This window comes from Flavobacterium sp. HSC-61S13, assembly GCF_024171535.1.
In the GTDB taxonomy this organism is placed as follows: Bacteria; Bacteroidota; Bacteroidia; order Flavobacteriales; family Flavobacteriaceae; genus Flavobacterium.
The window spans coordinates 188,222-213,556 of sequence record NZ_JALJZV010000007.1 but is presented as its reverse complement, the minus strand read 5'-3'; the positions used below and the strand labels follow the sequence as shown (position 1 = coordinate 213,556).

16 protein-coding genes, 5 tRNA genes, 1 rRNA gene and 1 pseudogene are annotated in these 25,335 nt (G+C 34.9%); 17 read left to right on the top strand and 6 right to left on the bottom strand.

Annotated elements, in window-relative coordinates:
- A 5S ribosomal RNA gene (rrf, locus tag L1275_RS09325) occupies positions 1-92 on the top strand; the annotation flags it as partial.
- 276 nt (positions 93-368) lie between these two features.
- Here the strand turns inward: rrf and L1275_RS09320 are convergent.
- Positions 369-1,631, bottom strand: a complete 1,263-nt coding sequence (locus L1275_RS09320) for an NAD(P)-binding domain-containing protein (RefSeq protein WP_253472090.1) — start codon at positions 1,629-1,631, stop codon at positions 369-371.
- A gap of 19 nt (positions 1,632-1,650) precedes the next feature.
- On the opposite strand from L1275_RS09320, the gene L1275_RS09315 reads away from it, so the two are divergent.
- The 3 genes from L1275_RS09315 to rpsA all read left to right on the top strand — a co-directional run bounded on the left by L1275_RS09315 (position 1,651) and on the right by rpsA (position 5,465).
- Positions 1,651-2,685 (top strand): AraC family transcriptional regulator, encoded by a 1,035-nt coding sequence (locus L1275_RS09315; protein ID WP_253472088.1) that lies wholly within the window; start codon positions 1,651-1,653, stop codon positions 2,683-2,685.
- Positions 2,686-2,921: 236 nt separating this feature from the next.
- Positions 2,922-3,497: a hypothetical protein gene (locus tag L1275_RS09310; RefSeq protein ID WP_253472086.1), complete on the top strand. Its 576-nt coding sequence runs from the start codon at positions 2,922-2,924 to the stop codon at positions 3,495-3,497.
- A 204-nt stretch (positions 3,498-3,701) separates the two neighbouring features.
- Positions 3,702-5,465, top strand: coding sequence for a 30S ribosomal protein S1 (gene rpsA, locus L1275_RS09305; protein ID WP_253472084.1), 1,764 nt, complete (start codon positions 3,702-3,704; stop codon positions 5,463-5,465).
- Between the two features lie 452 nt (positions 5,466-5,917).
- On the opposite strand, the gene L1275_RS09300 is transcribed toward rpsA, so the two are convergent.
- From L1275_RS09300 to L1275_RS09290, 3 genes are all read right to left on the bottom strand, one after another.
- On the bottom strand, positions 5,918-7,276 hold the full coding sequence (locus tag L1275_RS09300; protein WP_253472082.1) for a DEAD/DEAH box helicase: 1,359 nt from the start codon (positions 7,274-7,276) through the stop codon (positions 5,918-5,920).
- 63 nt (positions 7,277-7,339) lie between these two features.
- Positions 7,340-8,101 carry a C40 family peptidase gene (locus L1275_RS09295; RefSeq protein WP_253472080.1) on the bottom strand — a complete coding sequence of 254 codons (762 nt, stop codon included), beginning with the start codon at positions 8,099-8,101 and terminating at the stop codon, positions 7,340-7,342.
- Between the two features lie 84 nt (positions 8,102-8,185).
- Positions 8,186-9,364 (bottom strand): acetyl-CoA C-acyltransferase, encoded by a 1,179-nt coding sequence (locus tag L1275_RS09290; RefSeq protein ID WP_253472078.1) that lies wholly within the window; start codon positions 9,362-9,364, stop codon positions 8,186-8,188.
- A gap of 289 nt (positions 9,365-9,653) precedes the next feature.
- Between L1275_RS09290 and L1275_RS09285 the strand changes: the two genes are divergently transcribed.
- The 6 genes from L1275_RS09285 (at position 9,654) to L1275_RS09260 (ending at position 10,954) form a co-directional block, all read left to right on the top strand.
- Positions 9,654-9,737, top strand: a tRNA-Ser gene (locus tag L1275_RS09285).
- Positions 9,738-9,744: 7 nt separating this feature from the next.
- Positions 9,745-9,822: transfer RNA gene (locus tag L1275_RS09280), tRNA-Pro, on the top strand.
- A gap of 20 nt (positions 9,823-9,842) precedes the next feature.
- A tRNA-Arg gene (locus tag L1275_RS09275) sits at positions 9,843-9,916 on the top strand.
- Between the two features lie 161 nt (positions 9,917-10,077).
- Positions 10,078-10,635 (top strand): GNAT family N-acetyltransferase, encoded by a 558-nt coding sequence (locus L1275_RS09270; RefSeq protein ID WP_253472076.1) that lies wholly within the window; start codon positions 10,078-10,080, stop codon positions 10,633-10,635.
- A 154-nt stretch (positions 10,636-10,789) separates the two neighbouring features.
- Positions 10,790-10,873: transfer RNA gene (locus L1275_RS09265), tRNA-Ser, on the top strand.
- A 6-nt stretch (positions 10,874-10,879) separates the two neighbouring features.
- Positions 10,880-10,954: transfer RNA gene (locus L1275_RS09260), tRNA-Pro, on the top strand.
- A 730-nt stretch (positions 10,955-11,684) separates the two neighbouring features.
- Here the strand turns inward: L1275_RS09260 and L1275_RS09255 are convergent.
- Positions 11,685-12,065 (bottom strand): annotated as a pseudogene (locus L1275_RS09255) (recombinase family protein); the annotation flags it as partial.
- 286 nt (positions 12,066-12,351) lie between these two features.
- Here L1275_RS09255 and L1275_RS09250 point away from each other — a divergent pair.
- The 7 genes from L1275_RS09250 (at position 12,352) to L1275_RS09220 (ending at position 23,924) form a co-directional block, all read left to right on the top strand.
- A complete protein-coding gene (locus L1275_RS09250) occupies positions 12,352-14,427 on the top strand; it encodes an ATP-dependent endonuclease (RefSeq protein ID WP_253472074.1) in 2,076 nt (691 codons plus the stop codon).
- Positions 14,424-16,184, top strand: a complete 1,761-nt coding sequence (locus L1275_RS09245) for a UvrD-helicase domain-containing protein (protein ID WP_253472072.1) — start codon at positions 14,424-14,426, stop codon at positions 16,182-16,184. The genes L1275_RS09250 and L1275_RS09245 overlap by 4 nt, the downstream gene beginning before the upstream one ends.
- A gap of 17 nt (positions 16,185-16,201) precedes the next feature.
- Entirely contained in the window at positions 16,202-18,085 is a 1,884-nt protein-coding gene (locus tag L1275_RS09240; protein ID WP_253472071.1) for an AAA family ATPase, read from the top strand.
- Positions 18,078-19,028, top strand: a complete 951-nt coding sequence (locus tag L1275_RS09235; RefSeq protein ID WP_253472070.1) for an HNH endonuclease — start codon at positions 18,078-18,080, stop codon at positions 19,026-19,028. The genes L1275_RS09240 and L1275_RS09235 overlap by 8 nt, the downstream gene beginning before the upstream one ends.
- Positions 19,029-19,336: 308 nt before the next feature.
- Positions 19,337-20,164, top strand: coding sequence for a glycosyltransferase family 32 protein (locus tag L1275_RS09230; RefSeq protein WP_253472069.1), 828 nt, complete (start codon positions 19,337-19,339; stop codon positions 20,162-20,164).
- Positions 20,165-20,174: 10 nt separating this feature from the next.
- Entirely contained in the window at positions 20,175-22,325 is a 2,151-nt protein-coding gene (locus tag L1275_RS09225) for a family 16 glycosylhydrolase (protein ID WP_253472068.1), read from the top strand.
- Between the two features lie 3 nt (positions 22,326-22,328).
- Positions 22,329-23,924: a carbamoyltransferase C-terminal domain-containing protein gene (locus L1275_RS09220; RefSeq protein WP_253472067.1), complete on the top strand. Its 1,596-nt coding sequence runs from the start codon at positions 22,329-22,331 to the stop codon at positions 23,922-23,924.
- Between the two features lie 839 nt (positions 23,925-24,763).
- Here the strand turns inward: L1275_RS09220 and L1275_RS09215 are convergent.
- Positions 24,764-25,171, bottom strand: coding sequence for a helix-turn-helix transcriptional regulator (locus tag L1275_RS09215; protein ID WP_253472066.1), 408 nt, complete (start codon positions 25,169-25,171; stop codon positions 24,764-24,766).
- Positions 25,172-25,335: the final 164 nt, after the last annotated feature.

Below are 25,335 nucleotides of genomic sequence, written 5' to 3'. Positions count from 1 at the left end.
GGGGCTCACCTCTTCCCATTTCGAACAGAGAAGTTAAGCCCGTTAGCGCAGATGGTACTGCATTTATGTGGGAGAGTATGTCGTCGCCTTTCTTTTAAGAACCCTCATCATTTATTTGGTGAGGGTTTTTTGTTATAATCATTTCACCCCTACGGGGTTTTCGTGATTCGATAATCGATTTTCGTAAGTCGAATCACGATTTTCGAACAACGACTCACAAACAAAAAGTCCCTAATCTTTATTGATCAGGGACTTTTGGCCTATAAGCAAATGTGCGTATTGGCGTATCCGCTTTAGAATCATGTCACCCCTACGGGGTTTTCGTGATTCGATAGTCGGTAGTCGAATCACGATTTTCGAACATCGACTTACGAACAACGACTCACGACAATCTGTTGAACAATAAATTCAGCATCTTCCAGAATTCCAAAAATAATACCTGATTTCTTTTTTCTTAACCACGGTAAACCGATAAAGTAAACATTTGATAGAGAGGTTACGCCATCGGTATGAATGGGAATAGCATTGCGATCGAGAATCGGAAGTTGTATCCACTTAAAATCAGATCGAAATCCGGTGGACCAAATAATCGTGTCGATTTCTGTAGTCGCTACTTGTTCGGCTAGGGATGTTGTCATAGTGGTGTCGGCTATGTCTGCGCTGTCTATATAGTGGTCAACAGTAGCGGTTATGGAGTTTTCTTGGATGTAATTATCAACTTTTTTCTTTAGTAATTCTGAAAATTGATCCGCATATCTAATGTTGGACTGTAAACTATGGTCAAAATAGAGTTGTTCAGGGTCGGTGTCGATAAAGCGTCCCAATAGGATGACGCCTTTTTGTCTTAGGCTTTGTAGGCTTATAGTATGACCATTAGGACCAACGCCCGATACTTGTGGTTGTGTAGGTTCGGGGCTTTTTGTAGCTTTTAGTTCGCTTGTTGTTTGATCCATCATACCCGTTTGATTCATCCAGTCCATCATGTCTAAACCGCGGTACCGCCTTGGTGAACGACCTACTTTGCCGGTAGCGAGATAAACTTTGTGGGTGGCGGATAGTTCTTCAGCGATTTGACAACCGGTTTGTCCACTGCCGACAATTAGTACTCTTTTTTTGGGAAGTTGGCTTGGGTTTTTATAATCCACCGCGTGAAGTTGCTGAATGTGAGTTGGTAGTTTATTGGCAAAAGTAGGAATTTGGGGTTGGTTTTGAGATCCTGTAGCAACGACTACTTGTTTTGTATGCCAGATAGCCTCTTGGCTGTCACTAAGGGTTTCAAGGCGGTAGAGATTTAGTTGTGAATCGTAAGATAGACTTCGTATCTCTGTGTTTTCGATTATGGGTAAGTGATGGGTTTCAGCATAATTCTTTAATTGGCTTGCAAATTCGATGTGGTTGATAAAGGCTTCTCGGTCTGCGTGTCTAGCTAAGTTTTGTCCGGGTAAAAAATTCATCCAATTGGGGGTATTCAATTTAAAAGAATCCCAGCGTTGAGATTTCCAGCTAGAACCTATTACTGTTTTTTCGAAGACGAGGTGATCGATTTTTTCTTGGGTGAGGAGGTAACTTACAGCTAATCCAGCTTGTCCAGCTCCAATTATGATTACATCGGTATAATTTTTATTGTTCATGGGTTTATTTTAAGTAATTTTGAGTAAACTTAACCTTAAGAAGTCAGGAGCGGGTAACGAATTTGGGGGTATTAAAGACGTTTTTGAGCTAATTATGAAGGAGGAAATCTATATACGACGCGATAATTTAAAGGAGAATCAATTTGTTGATTTCTCGGAGAAGAGTTATGAACTGTTAGTAGGAGATCAAACAGCTAAGTTGTTTGCGTTTAAGGAAACTGCTTTTCGAGGATTGCAAATAGTCCATTGTGATTATGATCTTAATAGTGACGAGCGTATTTCATTGGATATAGAAAGTGATGTCGTGGAAATGCATTTCCGCTTGTCGGGTAATTCAACGGCGGTTTGTGATGATGGATTGCAATTGTATATTAATAGTGGGCAGCATAGCCTGCTGTTTCACAATGATGGACAAAAGAAAATCGATATGCATCAATCAAAGAATCCGGGATCATTTTTAGAAATACGCGCTTCAATAGCGACTGTACAGGATGTTTTTACGGAAGGAAATGATTTTCAAAAACGCTTTTTTGAACACTTAAAGGAAGGACGCCACTATTGGGAAGGGTATACCTTACCAATAACAGCTCAAATGTATACGGTGGTTCAGCAATTGACTTCCTGTACTTACAGCGGTATGATGAAAAGTTATTTTCTAGAAGCTAAAATAATGGAATTAATGCTTTTACAGGCAGATGCGTATGCAAACCATGATCCACAAGCACAACAAATCAAATCGACTGATATTGATAAGTTATATGCAGTAAAAAACTATATAGATTTAAATAATGGTGCTCCTGCTAGTTTGGATTTTTTGTCCAAAAGTATGATGATACCAACAAAAAATCTAACTAGCGGTTTTAAACAGCTTTTTAATTGTACGGTATTCGAGTATAGAATAACAGTTATGATGCAGCAAGCTGTTTATTTGCTTCAAGAAGAGAAATTATATGTGTCCGAAGTTTCCGATCGTTTGGGTTATGCAAACCCGCAGCACTTTACTGCGGCTTTTAAAAAGCACTTTGGTTACCTACCGAGTGCCTTAAAGGCATAAAAACTTTTAAGAATAACTCGCTCGTTTAATGATTTATTGGGTATGATGGAGAGTTGTCCGACAATATAATCTGCAGCGTTAATCATTTTTGTCTCGTATAGTATAAGACACTTCTTAGGTGTCAATTAATCTGGGTGGAAATGTCTATTTGATAAAATATTGGATTAATTAGTGTTATAGTGTTTTTATATGGGTATTTTTAGTAGTATTGCACTGTTAAAAAAAACACAAAATATATGAATTCAATACCATGGCTGGCACTTGCTGTACTAGCAAGTGCACAGATGAACGCGCAAGACATCTCACTAGATTCTGTTTTAGATTATGAAATACCTTCACACGAAATTCGATATGGTGCGTTGAAATTGGCTTTTGGAGGAATCTTTGAAGGCGGATATGAATATGTATTTAAACCCAGACATGGATTTGGAACTAATGTCTTAGTTAATTTTAATCCCAAAGAATATGGAGAAGGTTATTACGAAGATTTTGCTATAAATCCCTATTATCGTTTTTATTTGTTAAAGACAAAAAATTACTGGGGTAAGGGATTGTTTGTTGAGGGGTTTTTAAACTTTTATACGGGAAGGGAATCTCCAAGTACGATAGAATTTGAAGGGGCTAATATTGTGGTAACTCATGAAGACCGCAGGTATTTTGAAACGGCAATAGGATTGGCTGTTGGGCAAAAATGGGTATATAAGTCTGGTTTTGTTTTGGAGCTTAAAGCGGGGGTTGGAAATAGTTTATTAGGAAATTCAGATGTTCAAGCCAATTTTAAGGGTGATGTCAGTTTGGGGTATCGTTTTTAGCCGTCAATGATGCATAGATGTTGATAACCAGAACTTTTAATTAAAATATTTTTGCAGAGTTAAAAATAAGTATTAATTTTGCACAGCTTTTAGGCCAGTTAAGTTTACTAAAAGTATTTTTAAAAGAAACCAACATCTTCTGACGTTTTATAGCTGGTATATAGAAACTTATAAAATTCAGAATACAAATTATTATCAGCACAAATGTCTGAACAAATAAAAACACAAGACGAGTTCTTACAAGATTTTAACTGGGAAAGCTACGAACACGGTATTGACGCTGTAGACGATACGCAACTTAAAGAATTCGAAAGCTTAGTAGACAAAACTTTCATCTCTACAGATGATGAAGAAGTTGTTGAAGGTGTAGTAGTAAGAATTACTGACAGAGATGCAATCGTTGATATCAACGCTAAATCTGAAGGAGTTATTTCTTTAAACGAATTCCGTTACAATCCAAACTTAAAAGTTGGAGACAAAGTTGAAGTATTAATCGACGTAAGAGAAGATAAATACGGACAGTTAGTTCTTTCACACAGAAAAGCACGTACTATCAAAGCATGGGATCGCGTTATTTCTGCACATGAAACAGGAGAAATTGTAAACGGTTTTGTGAAATGTAGAACAAAAGGAGGAATGATCGTTGATGTATTCGGTATTGAAGCTTTCTTGCCAGGATCACAAATTGACGTTAAACCAATCCGTGACTACGATCAGTACGTAAACAAAACTATGGAATTCAAAGTGGTTAAAATTAACCATGAATTCAAAAACGTAGTTGTTTCTCATAAAGCGCTTATCGAAGCAGATATCGAGGTACAGAAAAAAGAAATCATCGGTCAATTACAAAAAGGTCAAGTATTAGAAGGTGTTGTTAAAAACATTACTTCTTACGGTGTATTCATCGACCTTGGAGGTGTTGACGGTTTAATCCACATTACAGATCTTTCTTGGTCAAGAATCAATCACCCATCTGAGGTATTGGAATTAGATCAAAAATTAAACGTTGTAATCTTGGATTTCGATGACGAAAAAACAAGAATCCAATTAGGTTTAAAACAATTATTCGCTCATCCTTGGGATGCTTTAGATGCTAAACTTGCTGTTGGTGATAAAGTAAAAGGTAAAGTAGTTGTTTTAGCTGACTACGGTGCATTCATCGAAGTTGCTGAAGGTGTTGAAGGTCTAATCCACGTTTCTGAAATGTCTTGGTCTACTCACTTGAGATCAGCACAAGATTTCGTAAAAGTTGGTGACGAAGTAGAAGCAGTTATCTTGACTTTGGATAGAGAAGAGCGTAAGATGTCATTAGGTATCAAACAATTATCTCAAGATCCTTGGACTGATATTACTTCTAAATACCCAGTTGCATCTAAACATGTAGGTATCGTTCGTAACTTTACAAACTTTGGTGTATTCGTAGAACTAGAAGAAGGAATTGATGGATTGATTTACATCTCTGACCTTTCTTGGACTAAGAAAATCAAACACCCATCTGAATTTGTTAACGTAGGTGATAAATTAGATGTTGTTGTATTGGAATTAGACGTTGAAGGTCGTAAATTATCTTTAGGTCACAAACAAACTACAGCTAACCCATGGGACAAATATGAAGATGCTTTCGCAGTTGGAACTATCCATACAGGTGAAATCTCTGAAATCGTTGACAAAGGGGCTACAGTAGAATTTGGTGACGATATCGTTGCTTTCATTCCAACTCGTCATTTAGAGAAAGAAGATGGTAAAAAATTGAAAAAAGGAGAATCAGCTGACTTCAAAGTTATTGAGTTCAATAAAGAATTCAAAAGAGTTGTTGCTTCTCACACAGCAATTTTCCGTCAGGAAGAAGAGAAAAATGTTAAATCTGTAGAGGCGAATAACAATTCAAATGCTTCAGAAAAAACAACTCTTGGAGATATCGATGCTCTAGCAGAATTGAAAGAAAGAATGGAAAAAGGAGGAAACTAATCCTGGATTCAATCTATTATATTAAAAGCCCTAACGCGAGTTAGGGCTTTTTTTTTGTGCTTTATTTTTTGTGCGTTCCCTGCGGTCGGGCTTTCCGCACTCGCTTTTTTACTGCGCTGCGCTACGTAAAAAGAGCTCAGACAAAGCTCCAATCCCTAACGCCAATAGATTTCCAGCATATACAAAGGCTGTACAAAAAGCTTACAAAGTAGTTTGTTTGTTAGCGATTGATAGTGAGTTGTTTTGCTTGCGAATTACAAATAGTGTACAAATAGGATACAAAAGGGTAGTTAGCTTATAGCGTTGCTGTCAATATATATTACAATGCGGTGAGTTGTTGTTGTTTGCAATATGATATTTGGGCTTTAAGCTGGGAAGTAAGGGTATAAAAAAAAGGCCGTCTCATAATTTGAGAGGACCTTTTGATTTATTTTAAAAGAACGAAATGAAATTTAGCCTCTTTTCTTTTTGGCTGCTATAGCTCTTTTCTTTTCAACACCACGGTTGGTCGGTTTGGTTTTACGCGGGTTACGTTTTCCAGGACCACCGAGATTGACCTTTTTATTCTTGTCAGAACGCTCGTGAAAAGCAGCTCCTTTGGTTTCGTCTTTCTTATAGCGTTTTGGAGCACTTTTTTGAATCAAATGTTTCTTTTCGAATTCTAATAAACGATCAGAAATTTCAACTCCTTCCGGTATGTCTAGTGTTTTGATTTCGCGTTCCATCAACATTTCTGCAGCAAACTTAACATCCTCTTCTTTAGGGTCAATGATGCTGATTGCGATCCCCGTTTTGTCTGCACGACCTGTACGTCCAATACGGTGCATATATTGCTCAGGGCTCTCTGTAAACTGTAAGTTGATAACGTGGCTGATGTCTGAAATGTCCAAACCTCTGGCCATGATATCTGTAGTTACCAATCCGCGTAATTCGTTGTTTTGGAAATCTCTCATAGCCGTTAAACGGAAGTTCTGAGATTTATTGGAGTGAATAACCGTAAATTCTTCCGGATAAAGCACTTCCAGTTTTTCTAACACATAATCGGCGATTCGTTTGTTGTTGATAAAAATCAAAACGCGATTAAAGGTTTCTTTATCTGCTAATAAATGAGCTAATAAATTTAATTTGGTAGTGAAATTGGGAACCAAATACAATTGCTGTTCGATTTGCTCTAGTGGAGTACCTGATGGAGCTAGTGTGATCTCTTCAGGGTAATCAAAATAATCTTCGAGCATCTCATCCACTTCTTCTGTCATCGTGGCGGAAAACAGTATGTTTTGCCTTTTGGATTTCATCATCGAAAGGATAGAGGTAATTTGAAATCTAAAACCGAGATTAAGAATTTCATCAAACTCATCGATAACCAGTTTTTGCATGGCATCAAAACGCACTACACCGTCTAAAGCTAAGTCCATAGTACGCCCCGGTGTACCTACTAATACATCAACACCGGCGTAAACCGCTTTCTTTTGTGTATTGATATTAACACCTCCATAAATACCCAAAGTACGGATAGACATGTATTGGGTTAGTTTTTCGACTTCAGCAGCAACTTGTACTACTAATTCTCTGGTAGGAACAATTATGACCACTCTAGGAGTATCGGTCTTAGCAAATTTCCATTGTTTTAGGATAGGCAATAAATAGGCATAGGTTTTTCCAGTACCCGTTTGTGCAATTCCCATAACATCTCTTCCGGACAATATAGCTGAGAAAGATTTTTCCTGAATTGGGGTGGGGTGATTGATATTTAACTCACTTAAGGCTTTATCTAAAGCTTTAGGGAGATTAAAATGTTCGAAAGTGATCATAAAAATTCAATTTCGACAAAGATACGCTTTTTATTATTTTTAAATCGGCAGTGGGTAAGCCGATTAAATGATTTTTTTTATCACGCGTAGTTTATGGGTATGCCTGCCGCTGTCAACATTGCAGATACCAAGGTGGTCTAGGCGATCGATGCGCACCTTTCCATGAGCGTGAATGATGTAGTTGTTTTCCATGATGATCCCGACGTGAACGATAATGCCTTCTTCGTTGTCAAAGAACGCCAAATCACCGACTTCGCTTTCTTCTATAAAGCTCAAGGCCTCGCCAATAGTAGCTTGTTGCGAAGCGTCTCGCGGAATTTGATAACCGTTGATGGCATATACCATTTGGGTGAAACCCGAACAATCGATACCAAAAGGAGTTTTACCACCCCATAAATAGGGTGCATTTAAATACAGAAATGCTGTATTGAGTAAATTGGTTTTGGCTGATTTTCCAGTTAGTGTGGTACCTTCAAACGCAAATTGCTGAGTGTTGATTTGGGTTTGATTTAAAAAAGTAAGGTTGCTTCCCAGTGGAATTGGGATCAAAGCGTGATCAGCAGTAGTGATGAAATCAATTAAATCCCCACTGAGTACGGCGCTTTCCTGAGATAAATTTTTAAATTCGACCTCCGAAATAATTTGATATTGCTTGTTGTCAATCCATCCCTGATAGCGGTCAAAGGCCAATTCGATCAGCGACCATTTTGGCGTTTGCTCCAAAATGCTAAAATGCTCTCCAAATAAGACCTGCGTCACCATTTCACTGGTATCGGTGGGGTCTTTACGTAAAGGAACTATAGCGAGATTACAGATGGCAAACATGGGCATGGGATTTATGATACAAAAGTAAAAGATGAGTTTTGATTTTACAATCAAAACCCATCTTTTTGTGGGGTTATAGTATGTTTAGATTCTTTCGATAACCATAGCAGAAGCACCACCACCACCATTACAGATTGCGGCAGCTCCTATTTTTGCATTATTTTGTTCCAATACACTTAATAAAGTTACGATAATTCTAGCTCCTGAACAACCTAGAGGGTGACCTAAAGAAACCGCTCCACCGTTCACGTTAATTTTATCAGCATCTAAATTTAATATTTTAGCGTTAGCCAAACCAACTACTGCAAAAGCCTCATTGAATTCGAAGAAGTCAACATCTCCTAATTCTAAATTCGCTTTTTTAAGCGCTTTTGGTAAAGCTTTAGCAGGAGCTGTTGTAAACCATTGTGGCTCTTGAGCAGCATCTGCATAACCTTTGATATAAGCTAAAGGTTTTAGACCCAATTCCAAAGCTTTTTCTTCACTCATCAATACTACAGCGGCAGCACCGTCATTGATAGTAGAAGCATTAGCAGCAGTAACGCTACCGTCTTTAGTGAACACGGCGTTAAGTGTAGGAATACGATCTAATTTAACATTGGTGTACTCCTCATCTTTGGTAACCATAATTGGATCACCTTTTCTTTGTGGAACGGCAACTGGAACGATTTCACTATTGAACTTTCCAGCTTCCCAAGCTTGAGTGGATTTCGTGTATGAAGCAATGGCAAAAGCATCTTGCTCTTCACGAGAGATATTATATTCTGTAGCGCATAAGTCAGCACAAACTCCCATCGCATTATTGTCATAAGCATCGGTAAGTCCATCTTTTTGCATACCATCTACCAAAGTAGTAGGTCCAAATTTCTGACCGTTTCTCATCGGTAAATAGTGAGGAATCATGCTCATGTTTTCCATACCACCAGCAACAACGATTTCAGCATCGCCGCTCATAATAGCTTGAGCACCTTGCATAATCGCTTTCATACCAGAAGCACAAACTTTATTTACTGTAGTACAAGCAACTTCATTAGACAATCCTGCAAATATGGCTGCCTGGCGTGCTGGTGCTTGACCAACTCCTGCCTGAACAACGTTACCCATAATTACTTCATCAACAAGTTTTGGATCAAGGTTGATTTTTTCTAAGGCTCCTTTAATTGCAGTAGCACCTAATTTAGGGGCAGGAACTGTAGATAGGGCTCCCAAGAAACTTCCGATTGGAGTCCTTGCTGCTGAAACGATTACGATTTTTTTATTCATGATTGATAGTTTTTATTAGTTTGAATACGCGAATTTAATGATTATTCGGCAATTAAACGGTATTATTATCTTTCTAAAAGACTTTTTACGCCCGCTCACTAACGACTTTTGAAGAATTCGATAATTAGTATTTAAATTTTTAATTTTTTTATAATAACTAGGCGGCTGATAATTAGTGGTTTTGCTTTCGATGACGAAAATATTCGTGATTTTTGTCTCAAAACACTTGTGTGAATTGAAAAGTTGTAGTACGTTTGCAACCGCAAAGAGAGTAATTCTCTTTTGCAACGGAGAGGTGCCGGAGTGGTAACGGAGCAGATTGCTAATCTGTCGACGGGTGACTGTCGCCAGGGTTCGAGTCCCTGTCTCTCCGCAATTTTCGGGGTGTAGCGTAGCTCGGTTATCGCGCCTGGTTTGGGACCAGGAGGTCGCAGGTTCGAATCCTGCCACCCCGACCAATAAAACCCAAAAAGATTATGGTCCAATAGCTCAGCTGGATAGAGCAACTGCCTTCTAAGCAGTAGGTCCCAGGTTCGAATCCTGGTTGGATCACAAAAAGCCTCAACGAAAGTTGAGGCTTTTTTGTTTTATAGCAGTAAATTTACCTTCTAATTGAATTTTTTCGATACTGCTGCTAAAGCGACTAAACCTATACCAGCTTTTGGGCATTTTCGTATAATTAGGCGTAGCCAAAATGCGATAAAATAAAAAAGATGATTTTAAAAACAGAACGATTGGAATTGCGGCCGTGGCGTGAGACCGATGCGGTAACTTTATACGAATACGCTAAAGATGAGCGAATCGGTCCTATTGCGGGTTGGCCTGCACATCGCAGTGTTGAGGAAAGTGCGGAAATTATTAAAACGGTATTTGCGCATGAAGGGATTTTTGCGGTGACCTTAAAGGACGACAATATAGCCATTGGTCTCATTGGATTGCTGCTTGGTTCCAATAGTAATTTTGACATAGCAGCTAACGAAGGGGAGGTTTCGTATTGGATTGGCGTACCGTTTTGGGGAAGGGGATTGATACCGGAAGCGGTATGTGAAATTTTGCGTTATGGATTTGAGGACTTAAAACTGGAATCGATATGGTGTGGTTGTTTTGACAATAACGCACAGTCAAAAAAGGTACAGGAGAAATGCGGTTTTACATACCAATATACACAACAGAGTCGGTTGTCGTTTTTAGATAATGAAGAACGAACGGAATTGGTGAGTCGCATCACGAGAACAGCGTGGTTGCAAGGACTGGGACTGGGACTGGGATAAGTTTGTTAAAAGGAGTACATTGTAAATGAATTATTTAATCAATTGAATATGAATAGGTACCTGTTTAACTAAAAATAATCCCCGATATAAGTTTGTAATTAATAAAACTTTTTCTTACGTTTGCAATCGCAAAGGGGGTAATTCTCTAGAGCAAGGAGAGGTGCCGGAGTGGTAACGGAGCAGATTGCTAATCTGTCGACGGGTGACTGTCGCCAGGGTTCGAGTCCCTGTCTCTCCGCAACTTCGGGGTGTAGCGTAGCCCGGTCATCGCGCCTGGTTTGGGACCAGGAGGTCGCAGGTTCGAATCCTGCCACCCCGACAAAAAAGCTCTGACGAAAGTCAGAGCTTTTTTTATGCGCTAAAACGGCGCAAGCTTACTTAAGCGCCGTGATAGCGCATAAAAAAAGGATTAGCGCGTCTAGCGCTAAGTTGCTTTTTTGTCGAATCTCCCCTTTAGGATGCCGTAGCGCAGCGGAGGCAATCCTGCCACCTCGTTAATCCTGCCATTTTCATTTTGCTTAAGCGCTGTGATAGCGCATAAAAAAAGAGTTAGCGCGCCTAGCGCTAAGTTGCTTTTTTATCGAATCTCCCCTTTAGGATGCCGTAGCGCAGCGGAGGCAATCCTGCCACCTCGTTAATCCTGCCATTTTCATTTTGCTTAAGCGCCGTGATAGCGCATAAAAAAAGGATTAGCGCGCCTAGCGCTAAGTTGCTTTTTTATCGAATCTCCCCTTTAGGATGCCGTAGCACAGCGGAGGCAATCCTATTTATAGCTATTTTGTGAACTCCTTGAGTTTTTACAACATTATTTTCTTCAAAAGATGGAGCTCTTATTTTTATTGTAATAGATCAGATTTTAAAATATTTAATAGAAAAACATTTAGAAAACATTTTAATCCTGTATTGAGAACTGTTTTATAGTAAGAGCGAACAGACATATTTTCATCGAATCCTTCAAACACTTTTTTAATTAATGTTGCCTCTGGCTCACGGGGAATTATTGTTTTTGTTCCGTCTGGTAGGGATATATTCAGATAACCTATGGGCGCTCATCCCATATATCTCCCTTCCTTTTTAGCTTTGTGTATACCTTGCTTAATATTTAAAGATCTTCGGTCATTCTCTACTTCTGCTGTGACGATGTATATCGCCAGTAATACTTTGTTTTCAGGTACTGACATATTCAAAGATTGATCTGTAGCCTGAGGTTCAATACCGAGTTTTTGGAGCTGAGAAATCATGTAATAAGCATTCGCCGTATTCCTACTTAACCGATCCCAACGAGTAATTAGAATAACTTGCGGTCTATTAGATTTATTGATATTTAATTGTTTCATCATGGTAGTCCATGCTGGCCGTTCGAAATTTTTTGTTGAATGGTCTTCAAAGATGGTCTGGAAAATTTCAATACGATTGTCTTTGAAATATTTATTTAATTTTTCTTTCTAGCAACGCTGATAGTACCCTATTTGTGCATGTTCGTCTGTCCTGACTCTGAAGTAGATCATTGCTGATACCATGTCTTTCTCATGATAACGTTAAAGTTCTAAAAAAGAATCAGCTCCGCGTTAAATAAGACACTCTTATTTACGACTCAAATACGGTTTTCCGTAAATGAGAGAGCTCTTATTTGGTTATATTTGTCTGTTTAGTAATTGATTAAATTTCCATTTAAAAATTTTATAAATCCAAAATTACCTTGATAATACTGCTGTTATGAGAATAAAAAAACTCGAAATAAAAAATTTCAGACTTTTAAAAGACATTGAACTTTCACTTGAAGAAAAATCGACAGTAATTGTTGGAAGAAACAATTCCGGCAAGACATCTTTAACAGAAATTTTTAGACGACTTCTGTCTGATAAAACTCCTTCTTTTAGCTTGTATGATTTTAATATATCATCCGTAGAAAAATTTAAGGAAGCATTGATTCTCCATCTGAAAAAAGAAGAGCAGGATGAAATTAGAAAAATACTCCCTACTATAGAAATTAAGTTTACTATTGAATATAATCCTGAAGCTATTGACTTGGGTATACTTGGTGATTTTATTATTGATTTAAACCCAGAATCTACAACAGTAGTAATTATTATAAAATATCAATTACAAGATGGTAAAATAGATACCTTTTTTAATGGTATTCCCGATGATAGCCCAGAAAGTATCTCTGAATTTTTAAAGAACCTGAAAGAGAGAATACCACAATTACATGAAGTAAAAGTTTTTGCACAAGATCCAAATGATGATACCAATCTAGCATCCATGGAATATTCAAAATTTAGACAGCTTTTAGGCGCTGGATTTATAAATGCTCAACGTGGTCTTGATGACATCACCCATACAGAAAAAGATGTATTAGGAAAGGTTTTATCTAAATTATTTAAAACGGCAAATGTAACTACTGCTCCGGCCGATATGAAAGAAAAGTCAGAAGCTTTGCAAACCGTTGTCAAAGAAATTCAACAAACAGTAGATACTGAATTTAATGAAAAGCTTGACAAATTACTTCCAGCCTTAAAAATATTTGGTTATCCAGGATTAGCAGATCCTAATTTGAGTACTGAAACAACTCTAGACGTAGCGAATATACTTGACAGCCATACAAAAATAAGATATAGTCAGGGGAACGGATTATTTCTTCCTGAAACTTATAACGGATTAGGATCTCGCAATCTAATTTACATTCTTTTCCAATTGTTTGAGTTCTTCAGAGATTGGCAAAGCAGGCCAATAGCAAATGGTCTTTATATAGTTTTTATTGAGGAACCAGAAGCTCATTTACATCCGCAAATGCAACAGGTATTTATAAAACAACTCAATGAGATAGCATCTGAGTTTTCAAAAACATTAAACAATAATATCCCATGGCCTGTCCAGTTTGTAGTAACTACACATTCCACTCATATAGCAAATGAAGCTAAATTCGATGCTATACGTTATTTTCTGACTTCTAAAAACGAACAGAGAGCAACCAGAATAAAAGATTTAAGAAATGAATTTATTAACCCTGAATTACAAAAAGATAAAGAATTTTTACATAAATATCTTACTCTTACAAAGTGTGATTTATATTTTGCAGACAAGGCAATTTTAATTGAAGGCGCTACAGAACGTATCCTAATGCCTGTTATAATTGAAAAAATAGATTCATTAGCAAACGAAAATACACCTAAACTCAACCCACAATATATATCTGTAATTGAAGTAGGCGGAGCATATATGCATCATTTTTATAAATTTCTTGATTTTCTTGAATTAAGAACGGTTTTAATAACAGATTTGGACTCTGTAAGAGCGACAGTCCTAAAAGATAAAAATGATAAAGATAGAACAGTCTATTCTTCTCATCAAGTAGATGGCGCAACCCATAGCAGTAATTCTGGTATCAAGAACTGGTTTGACAAAGAAGCCAAAGGGCATATTTCTCTTGCTGACTTAATGGCAAAAACTCCTGAACAAAAAACTAATGGATTTAGGAGAATTGCATATCAAATCCCTGAATCTGGTAAAAATTGTTGTGCAAGGAGTTATGAAGATGCGTTTATGTTAGCCAATATTGAACTGTGTGCATTATCTGGTGATAATGATATTGAGCAGGCTCTTAATGCATATAAAAATGCTCCAAGAGATGATGACAAAACAGATTTCGCATTAAAATATGCCCTAGAAGTTACAGCGTGGAATGTCCCTTATTACCTTATTGAAGGATTACAATGGTTAGCTCAGTATCCTAACACTCCAGCCCCAGAAGTACAAAAAGTAATAGCAACTGTAATAGACGAAATAAAATGACACAAGTAGAAAACATGAGCCCGGCTGAAAAGGCTTCGATTAAGTGTATTGAAAAAGTTTTCGCCTCTTTAGCGGCTAATAAAAATTTTTTAGTAGAAGCTGGTGCAGGAGCAGGAAAAACCTACACTTTAATTAAAGCTTTAAAGCATCAAATAAAGAATAATAGTGATAGTTTCCTACGCTCGAACAAAAAAATAGCATGTATAACTTATACAAATGTTGCAAAAGAAGAAATACAATCACGTACAGATAACAACCCAATTATTTTCGCTGAAACAATTCATGCTTTTGGCTGGCATGTGATTAAAGATTTCCAAAAAGCAATACGTGAGCAAATTCCAAATCTAACTGATCGATGGAAAGAAAGAATTGAAGAAGTAGGGGGCATTACTCAACAAACAGTAATATACAACTTAGGATACCCGAAAATTACAGCAGATGAGATATTCCTACATCACGATGATGTTATAAAGCTGTTGACATATTTATTAGATGACAAAAAATTTCAAAAAATACTTACTAATAAATTTCCAGTAATTTTTATAGATGAATATCAAGATACAAATAAAAATCTTGCTGATGCAATTGTTGAAAATTTTATTGAAACAGAAGAAGGGCCTCTAATTGGTTTTTTTGGAGACCACTGGCAAAAAATTTATGGCAGTAATTCATGTGGTCTAATTACTGCAACAGAAGGTAAGCTTGAAATTATAGGTAAACAAGCCAATTTTAGATCAGACAAATTGATTGTTAAAGCATTAAATAAAATAAGACCAGAATTAGAACAACACGAATCTGACCCAGATTCAACAGGTGAAATTTTAATATATCATTCCAATTATTATACTGGAGAAAGAAGAACTGGCAACCATTGGAAAGATGATTTACCAGAAGTAACGGCACACGATTATCTATCAAAAACAATTACTAAGCTACAAGAAAAAGGTTGGAATATAGCTGCTGACACAACAAAAGTATTAATGCTTACAAATAGTGTATTGGCATCAGAGCAAAATTATCAAAACATATTTAAAGTGTTCAGTGATACAGATGATTATTTGAAAAAGAATGATGATTATATTTCATTTTTATCTGATGTAGTTGAACCCGGGTCAGTAGCTTTCCGTAATAAAAAATACGGCGAAATGCTAAATGCTTTTAATATGAATGCACCTCGTATTAGAAAACATGCTGATAAAGAAGCCTGGTATTCTGATATGACACGACTAATTGAGGCTCGCAATAATGGAACAATAGGCAATGTAATAGATATTTTAAAAAAAACTAAAAGACCAAGAATATCAAAAAAGATAGAAGAAAAAGAAAAACGTCATTTTGAAATAAATCAGAAAGCTATAGAACAGCAAACAGAAGAAGAAATTGCATTTGCAGAAAAGATTAAAAATATCAGAAGTATTCCTTATTCAGAACTTATTAATGTTGTGCAATATATTGATGATAAGACTTTGTTTTCAACAAAACATGGTGTTAAAGGTGCAGAGTTTGAAAATGTTCTTGTTGTATTTGGAAGGGGTTGGAACAACTATAACTGGAATCAAATGCTAGAATGGGCTACAAATGGTGTCCCTAAAGGCAAACAAGACTCCTTCGAAAGAAACCGAAATTTATTTTATGTTGCATGTTCCCGACCTAAAAAACGCCTAACCTTATTATTTACGCAAGAACTATCTGCGACAGCTATTACAACATTGCAAAATTGGTTCGGAAACGTAGTTGAGCCTTTAGTTATTCAATAATCGATCATAAAATACAAATGAAAATTATCGCCATTCGACCATTAGAAAATTGTCACCCTGAATATATAAAACTACTATCAACTGATACTCTATATTTTTTATTAAATAATTTTGAAATCGATGCTGAAGACAAAATCACTGAGAGAACTAGTCTCCCGATGCATTTTTTTTCTACACAAAAAACACAAATAAATATTCAGGCAATAGTTGGTAAAAACGGTTCAGGAAAAAGTACGCTCATTGAATTACTCTTTCGAGTCATTAATAATATAGCTTTTGATTATCAAAAAATTAAAATCGCTGATATACAGAAGTTAAAGAATCTAAAAGTAGAACTATATTTTGAAACCGATACTTTTTATAAAGTTAAAATTGTTGACGACAAGATTTCTTTCTTTAAATATGATGGAAGAAGTAAAAAAATAAATATTCCCATTAAACATGAAGCGATAGACCTAAAAGATTTCTTCTATTCTATCGTAGTTAACTATTCTCATTACGCTTACAATGCAAGTGACAACGATAAGTGGCTCGATGGATTATTTCACAAAAACGACGGATATCGTACTCCTCTAGTATTAAATCCGTTTAGGAAACAAGGAAATATTGATATTAATAGTGAAAATCATCTTGTTAAGTCACGCTTTATTACAAATCTGCTCCTGCCAATACCAGACAATCATTTCAGAAGTATTTCAAAGAATCTTTATGCCAGCGATTTAGAATTAAAAGTAAATAAGAATATCAGTAATAAGCCCTATAAAGAACTTTATAGACTGAATGACAAAACTTCGATCACGATGAGAGAGATAATTTTAGATAAAGACAATCTACTAAGAAAACTTGATCGTTACTTTAAATTTGGATATAAGAACCTTGATTTAAATAAATATCAAATTGCTATTGACTATGTTATTTACAAGCTGGTAAGTATTGCATTAAAATATTACAATCACGAAGACGATTATTTTCTGAAAGAAGAAAAGAAATTTAATAATTCAAAAATAGAGCAATTTTTTAAAGAAATATATGAAGACTCTTCACATATCACTTTAAAATTGAGACAAACTATCAATTTTCTAAAATTTAAACATATTGAATTAAAAGATCAGATAATATCTCTTGAAAATTTATCAAAAATAAATAATGACATTCTGAAACGTAAAACCATAAAAGCTGAAAGTATAGAACTTCTTCCTCCACCCATCTTTACTGTTGAGGTAGGACTAGCTTCAGTAAACAATAAAAAGAAGAGAGTGTCATTTAAAACATTAAGTTCAGGAGAAAAGCAAATGATTTATTCTGTCAGTTCTATCCTCTACCATATTCTTAATTTAGAGTCAGTTCCTTCTAACACTCAAAAAAGAACTGCATACAGATATATAAATGTAGTACTTGAAGAAATAGAAATGTATGCTCATCCAGAAATGCAAAGAACATACATTGATTATATTATAAAAAGTATAGAAAAACTTTCCCTTAAGCGAACTTTAGGCATCAATATCTGCTTTATTACTCATTCCCCATTTATACTGTCAGATATTCCTGAATCAAACATTTTATTTTTGAATGAAGTTGGGTTACCAGAACCATTAGCGGAGAAACTAAAAACATTTGGAGGAAATATTCACGATCTGTTAGGCCAAAGTTTCTTTTTAACAGAGGGAGCAGTTGGGGCATTCGCTTTAAATAAAATAGATCAGACTATTAAGACTCTAAAAGAAAAAAACATGGAAAACAGTACTGATGATGAAAGAAATGAAATATTAGAAAATATAAATATTATTGGTGAACCCTTTTTGAGAAACAAACTCTTGGATATGTATTATTTGAAATTTGAAAAACAAAAACGTATCGATGAACTAGAAGCTGAACTTCAAAAATTGAAATCAAATGGTTAATTTAAATCTAAATGATATTGAAGCTAACAACCATTTTAATACTGTAAAAGATATCATTCAATCAAGAATAAGAAATATTATAAAATCAGGAATAAGCATAAATGGTTGCAAAGCAAGTCCTTTTGGAGAATTAAGAAACTATTTACAATCATTATTGAACGATAATGAATTAGAAAGATTAATAACAGCAAGACCTAATACCTTAGAAAGAATTATTGCCAGCATCACTAACTTTTATCCTGATTTTATAGACTCTACTACTGATTCACACTTTGTTCTTTACAATATTTTTGTTAAAAACTGTTATGATAAATCAGATAAATTTTCTAAATACGATTTCATTACTAGAATAGATAGGGACACATGTCCATACTGTAATAGAAATTATATCTATTACATTTCCAGAAGTAAAGAGATTAAACCTCAAATAGATCACTTTTTCCCACAATCAAAGTACCCTTTCCTTGCAATGTCATTTTATAACCTTATTCCGAGTTGTCAAACTTGTAATGGCTTTGGAGCAAAGGAAGAAAAAGATCCATTAATAGTAGGCCTGACTAACCCATATTTATTAAAAAGCTCTGCTTTTTCATTCACATTTGAACCAGTCTCGAGCAGAATCATAAGTACATTGCTTGATAAAAACAGTATTAAAGTTAAAATCATCAAGAATATTCCAGGACATTTAGAAGTTTTTAAATTAAAAGACTTATATGAATTACATTCTGACCATGTTGTAGAATTAATATTTAAGAGTAAAATCAAATATTCAGACACTTATAGGACTTATCTTGAGAAATATAAAGAGAAAGGTTTAGAGTTTAGTGACAATGAAATCGACAGGATGATTTTAGGAAATTATGCTACAGAAGAAGATATTCATAAAAGACCTTTGGCTAAACTATATCAAGACATCGGAAAAGAATTAGGATTAATAAAATAACTAATAAATATGTGGTCGAGTGTAAATACTCCAAGTGTATCTTATTTTGTGAAAATATCGAATTTCGAAACGTCTTACATTAGTAAGAGCCAATAACATAAAATTATGGTATTGGGTGCGAAAAACGTTACTAAACAATAGTAAATTGGATAATATAAAAGATAAGAATATAAATTCCCTATTAAAACAAGAGTAATCAGACATTTTAAAGAGCTTATTTCTGGATAATCAATGGATTATTGAGGAATCATATGATCTTATTGAAATGATTAATAACTATCTAAGTTTAACTAAATATATTTTTGAAAATGAATACAACCAAAGAAGATGATGATCACGCTCGTTCTAATTTTGTTAAAGCACTCGTTCAAAACACAAATGCTAATAATGATAGATTATTAGACAATAATAAAATTCCAAAGAAAATTGTACAATTTTGGGATAATCTTGAAAGATTACCTGAAGATGTAAACGAGTGTATTCAAAGTTGGTGTCAACTCGAAACCTTAGGTTATGAAAGATTACTTTTTGATAGTAAAAAATCAGGAGAATTTATTCTCGAAAAATTGGGGCAAAGATATAAAAGTGCTTACGATAAATGTTATCATCCAGCAATGCAATCTGACTTTTTTCGCCTTTGTTATATTTTTATTGAAGGAGGTTGCTATATAGATGCAGATGATGTTTATAATGGTGCAGATATTAATCATCTCTTTGATGATGGAAGATTAAAGATTCAGCCACTATGTTATGACATGTCTACACATTTTATGGTTTCTCCATCTGTTTTTACCAAGTTTGGAGCAAATTCGGAAAGTTGGATTTTCTATTTCAATAATAATCCTCTGATAGCTAAAAGTAGGCATCCGATAATTGAGCAAGCCCTTTCTCTTGCTATCTCATTATTAGAAACAGATACAATTGATAGTTTACCTGAGATACAATCTACAACTGGTCCAGGTAACCTTACGAAATCAGTAATTGATATCCTAGCTGAAACGAATACAGAGGAACAATTAATTTTAGTATTAACTAATTGGGAGGATATTGCTGAAAGTAAGTGGCCCTTGAGCTATCGCAATGATGCAAGAAATTGGCGTTTGTCAAATGGTCAAAATTTTAAAGGAATCAATTGAATAACTATTTATGAGGAAAAATTCTAATTGGTCATCGCATTTAAAATATTTGTTTGGTACGGCACTAAAATATAGACGATTACTCCCTAATAAAAAATGTCAAGCATTTGGAGCCCAAAATAACAATTCAAGCTTCCTAATTAGCCATATTTATGTAATTAATTTGAAGCGTCAACCTTCTCGTTGGAAAGAGATTGATGCAGAATTAAAACAAATATTAGACATCTCAGGAACTAAGCTCAATAGCTTGGTAGAGCGGTATAATGCTATAGACGCAAAGGATTTTTTAAAAGATCCTATTAGGAATAATAATTTAGATCCAAATTATACACTTGAAGATCAACTTTTCGTAGAGCCTCAACCTCTTGCGATGCCGACTCATGTGGATCTTTATTCCCAAATCCGAATGAGTAGACCTGAGATAGCTGTTGCATATTCACACATAGAATTATGGAAAAGTATAGCTTCTAACAATAATGAGTATACTCTCATTCTGGAAGATGATATTTGGTTTAAACCTGGTTTTACTAAAGAACTCAATAAAGCTTGGTTAGAAATAAAAGAAAATGGACAAAGTAAATTTGATATACTTTATTTATCCTTTGAAGAGGTAAAGAACGGGGCTCCAAAAACTTTTATATCTAATAAAGTATTTCGTCCAGTCTGTGGTTTATGGAATCTCTCAGGTTATGTCATTTCAAAACAAGGGGCAGAAAAACTACTTAAACTTCTTCCGTGTAAAGGACCAATAGATTTATGGATAAATCATAAATTTAAATTTTTGAATGTTATCGCTACACATAAGTCTATAATCAATCAAAGACTTGATTTAGCCTCTACTAATTCATATTCAATACTGCCTACACTTACAAAAATTGGAGCTATTACCAGCGAGGGTGCAGCATTATTTCACAATACTCCAAGAGAAGTTCCAGTATTTGCGTTTGGTCCGAAAGATTCTGGGCTTACATCTCTTGCAATGGCATTGTCAATGCTTGGTTATCGATGTTGCAGTGATTTAGAAACTATACCAGAAACTGAATTTGATAATCTTATATCAGGAAAGAATCAACCGCTTTTCAACGCTTATGTTAATATTAGTGTCTTACAACAACATATCAGCGACTTAAAGGAGTCTTATCCCAATGCTAAATTTATTTTTACATTACATAAAAACGAATTGATGAACGAAAGTTATTTAGGATTAATTGAAAATCTTGATAAAAATAATTTTGTGGTTTTAAATTCAACAGATTTACATAAATGGAAGATTATATGTCAACTTCTCAGAACTGCACCTCCAGATTGTCCTTTTCCAGATTTAACAGATAGAGGAATTAGAATACTTAAAACTCAACAAAAGGAAAACAATAAAATTGTAGAGTTAGGAAAACTAAAGCACGACTCTTCTCCATGGGTGGTAGAAACTGATCGCCAATGGAGAGGGATTGATATAATTTGTAATGACCGAGGATTAAAGGCGAATTATACAATAAGAAAAGAAAAATTCAGGGTTTTAGATAATGAATTTTGGACACTTAGGAATGATACTTTTACTGATAATCTTGCTTTGTTTAGAGACGCAAATATAGAGCTTGATTTAAAAGAAGGTCTTACGTTAGTTGTCAAAAAAAACAATCTTGGTGTTAGAAAGTATAGTGCAGGAGCTATAACGAGTAACCGTCAATATTTGTACGGTAGATTTGAAGCTATCTTGAAAGCATCTAATGTCCCAGGAGTTATAACAGGTTTCTTTTTACATAGAGACTCTCCTCGTCAAGAGATTGATATTGAAATCGCTGGTAAAAACACTAATCGTCTACTGGTGAATGTCTTTTACAATCCTGGTGATGAAGGTGATAAATTTGATTATGGTTATCGAGGAACACCGACTTATATTGACCTTGGTTTTGATGCGTCAAAATCCTTTCATAAATATACCATTGAATGGTATGAATTTGAGATACGATGGTTTGTAGATGATTACTTAGTGCACAAACGTGTTGTATGGAATCCAACACCAATTCCGCATCTTCCAATGTCACTTCACTTAAATATTTGGCCATGTCGGTCAAAAGAACTTGCTGGAACACTATCTGACCGATTACTTCCTACTGTGACTATTTTTAAAAATGTAATAATTAACGCAAAACAATTATAAAACATGAATATACTTTCATTTAACCCTGGACATGATGGTTCGATTGCATATCTGAAAAATAATAAACTAATATTTTCAATTGAAGCAGAAAAAAATTCAAATTATCGATATTCTCCAATATCTAGCCACGATGTATTTCGTACTTTAAGCGAAATGAATGAAATTCCTGACGTTATTTGCACAGGAGGTTGGTGGCCCCGAGAGGAGCCGATAATAGGATTCTCTCAGCATGTAGGATATCGTGGTATTGAAAAAAGCAGTATTACAATACGGAAACAACAAATGTTAGGAAAAGAAGTGTACTTTTTCTCATCTTCACACGAGAGATCACATTTGCTTTCTGCTTTTGGTATGTCAAACTTACCTAAAGGAAGTCCTTTCTATGCTTTAATATGGGAAGGAGCAATAGGTGCCTTTTATGAAGTTGACTCAGCATTGAATATCAAACTTATTTCAGATGTATTGAATGAACCAGGAAATCGATATACTTCAATATATGGTTTGGCTGATCCAAGTTTTCCAAAAAACGCACCTTTTTCTAGGTTTTCTGATGCTGGTAAATTAATGGCTTTATCTTCTTTTTCAAAACGAAGTATTCCTACAATAGAGGAAGAAAAATTAATGAATTTTCTATTAGATTCTTCACATGTTCAACTAAGTTTATATGATGATCTTGAAAATGCACCATATTATAATGTTGGAGTTGAGGATAACGAATTCAGAAATTTTGCAGGTATTTTTAGTGATAGAGTTTTTGATATTTTTTATCAGTTTGCAAAAGCTAATTTAAAAAAAAAATTACCTCTTGTTATTGCTGGAGGTTGTGGATTAAATTGTGACTGGAATAGCAAATGGAAGCAAACAGGGCTTTTTTCTGAGATCTTTGTGCCTCCAGTAGCGAATGATTCAGGTTCTGCGATCGGAACTGCTATAGATGCTCAATTTTATTTTACCGGCACTCCAAAAATTGATTGGGATGTGTACTCAGGTCAGCACTTTGATGTTGATTGCAATATAAATTTAGATGAGTATGATATCCTTGAGGCTAATAATGAAAAAGTCGCCAAAATGTTAGCTGATGATATGATTTTAGCATGGATTAATGGCAAATATGAAATAGGACCTAGAGCCTTAGGTAATCGTTCAATTATTGCAGCACCTTTTAATGAGAGTATTAAGACAAGATTGAACGAAATCAAGCAGCGTGAGCAATTTAGACCAATTGCACCAGTTTGTTTAGAAGAAGATGCTACTCGTTGGTTTGGATGTAATCATCCAAGTCCATATATGCTTTATACCTATATTGCAAAAACTGATGCATTAGCAGCAGTTACTCATGTCAATAAAACAGCAAGAATACAAACAGTTTCGCCTGTATCAAATCAAAATCTTTATAACTTGCTTGAGGCTTTTAAGAAACTGACAGGTTATGGGGTTTTATGTAATACTTCGTTGAATTTTAATGGAAGAGGTTTTATAAACAAGCTTGACGACCTTTCACTATATACAATTCAGCATAAGTTAGATGGTTTTGTAGTAAATGGAAAAATCTACGTTTTAAAGTCTTCAAAATATTATCAAGATCATTTGAAAAAATGATATCATTCATAACCGTATGGACTTTAAGAGATGAGTAGCAATCTTACATATAATAGAACTTTTTCAAGAAACTTGAGGTCAACCTTCCATAAAGTAACAAGTATGTAAGGAATTTTCTTTAGATAGAGAAGGTTAGTTTTTATGGATTTGATCGAGTTAGTTAATACATGAAATATAACGCTTTAAAATCTATTTTGAGATTTATCGCGTTCTATTTCATTCAAAAATAAAGTTTTAAAAAATAGAAATAAATCTTATCTTCTGAGACCAATTTTCTCAAATCCTCCAAAAAGTGGTTCGAAAATTGTCCCGACAGGACGACAAAAAAGCTCTGACGAAAGTCAGAGCTTTTTTATGCGCTAAAATGGCGCAAGCTTGCTTAAGCGCCGTTTTAGCGCATAAAAAAAGAGTTAGCGCGCCTAGCGCTAAGTTGCTTTTTTGTCGAATTTTTCCTCTAGGATGCCGCAGCGTAGCGGTAGGAATCTACACGTAAATTTGTAATGCCATTGCTCTTATATTCTTTGAATTTGCTTTTTTTATAACTATCAAAGGTATTGACTTTTATGGTCAGGCAGTTGGAAACACCGCTATGAGTTTCTTGGAGCGATTTAGTAAAGTACTACAAAAAATATTTATATCATTCTTCCGAATACTTTTGTGTTTCTAACCTAAGAGAAAGCTTGTGTTCAGAAACAAAGCGCTAACCTCCCATAAATAAAAAAGCTGCGTTTGTCTATACGGAGAAGTACATTCTTCAATTAAATGCACAACTTAATATTGCAGTACCAAATCAAAAGATTTTGAATGGTGTTCCTATTATAAGCTATAGCCCTTTACTTCTATTTTATCAACTTTTCCAAGCGTAACATCATTTCCTCTTTTTCTTTCAACATACGCTCATATAAAGCTATTTTTTCTTCATGAAGTTGAACTAATTTGTCAATTGGATGAATGTTTTGCGTACCAAAAAAAGAAGCATAATCCCCAAAAGTATTTGCTATGATATTAACGGCTTGTTCCTCATCAAAATTTTCAATTGCTTCAACAGGAATCTTGAGTAATCTAGCTATTTGAGCAAGCATACTTTTTTCAACCGTTTCTTTTTGTTCAAGCAACGATATTTTTTGTTGGTTCCAATCATCACCAAGTTCAAAGGCTAAAGCGTCTTGTTTGATACCGAGCATTTCTCGAAAACGCTTAATATTTCTGCCATGATGTATTTTTTTGTGGGTATTGGTCTGGTTCATGGTTTCAAAATTACTATATTCTTTGAACTAAAGATAGTGAAATGCCTGTTAAAAACAGGTGATTCTATGTAAAATATAAGATTTATGTGTTTTTAACAAGAACCCAAATATGTTTATTTATAATATAACTTAAAATAAACGAAAATGAAAAACACAGAAATAAA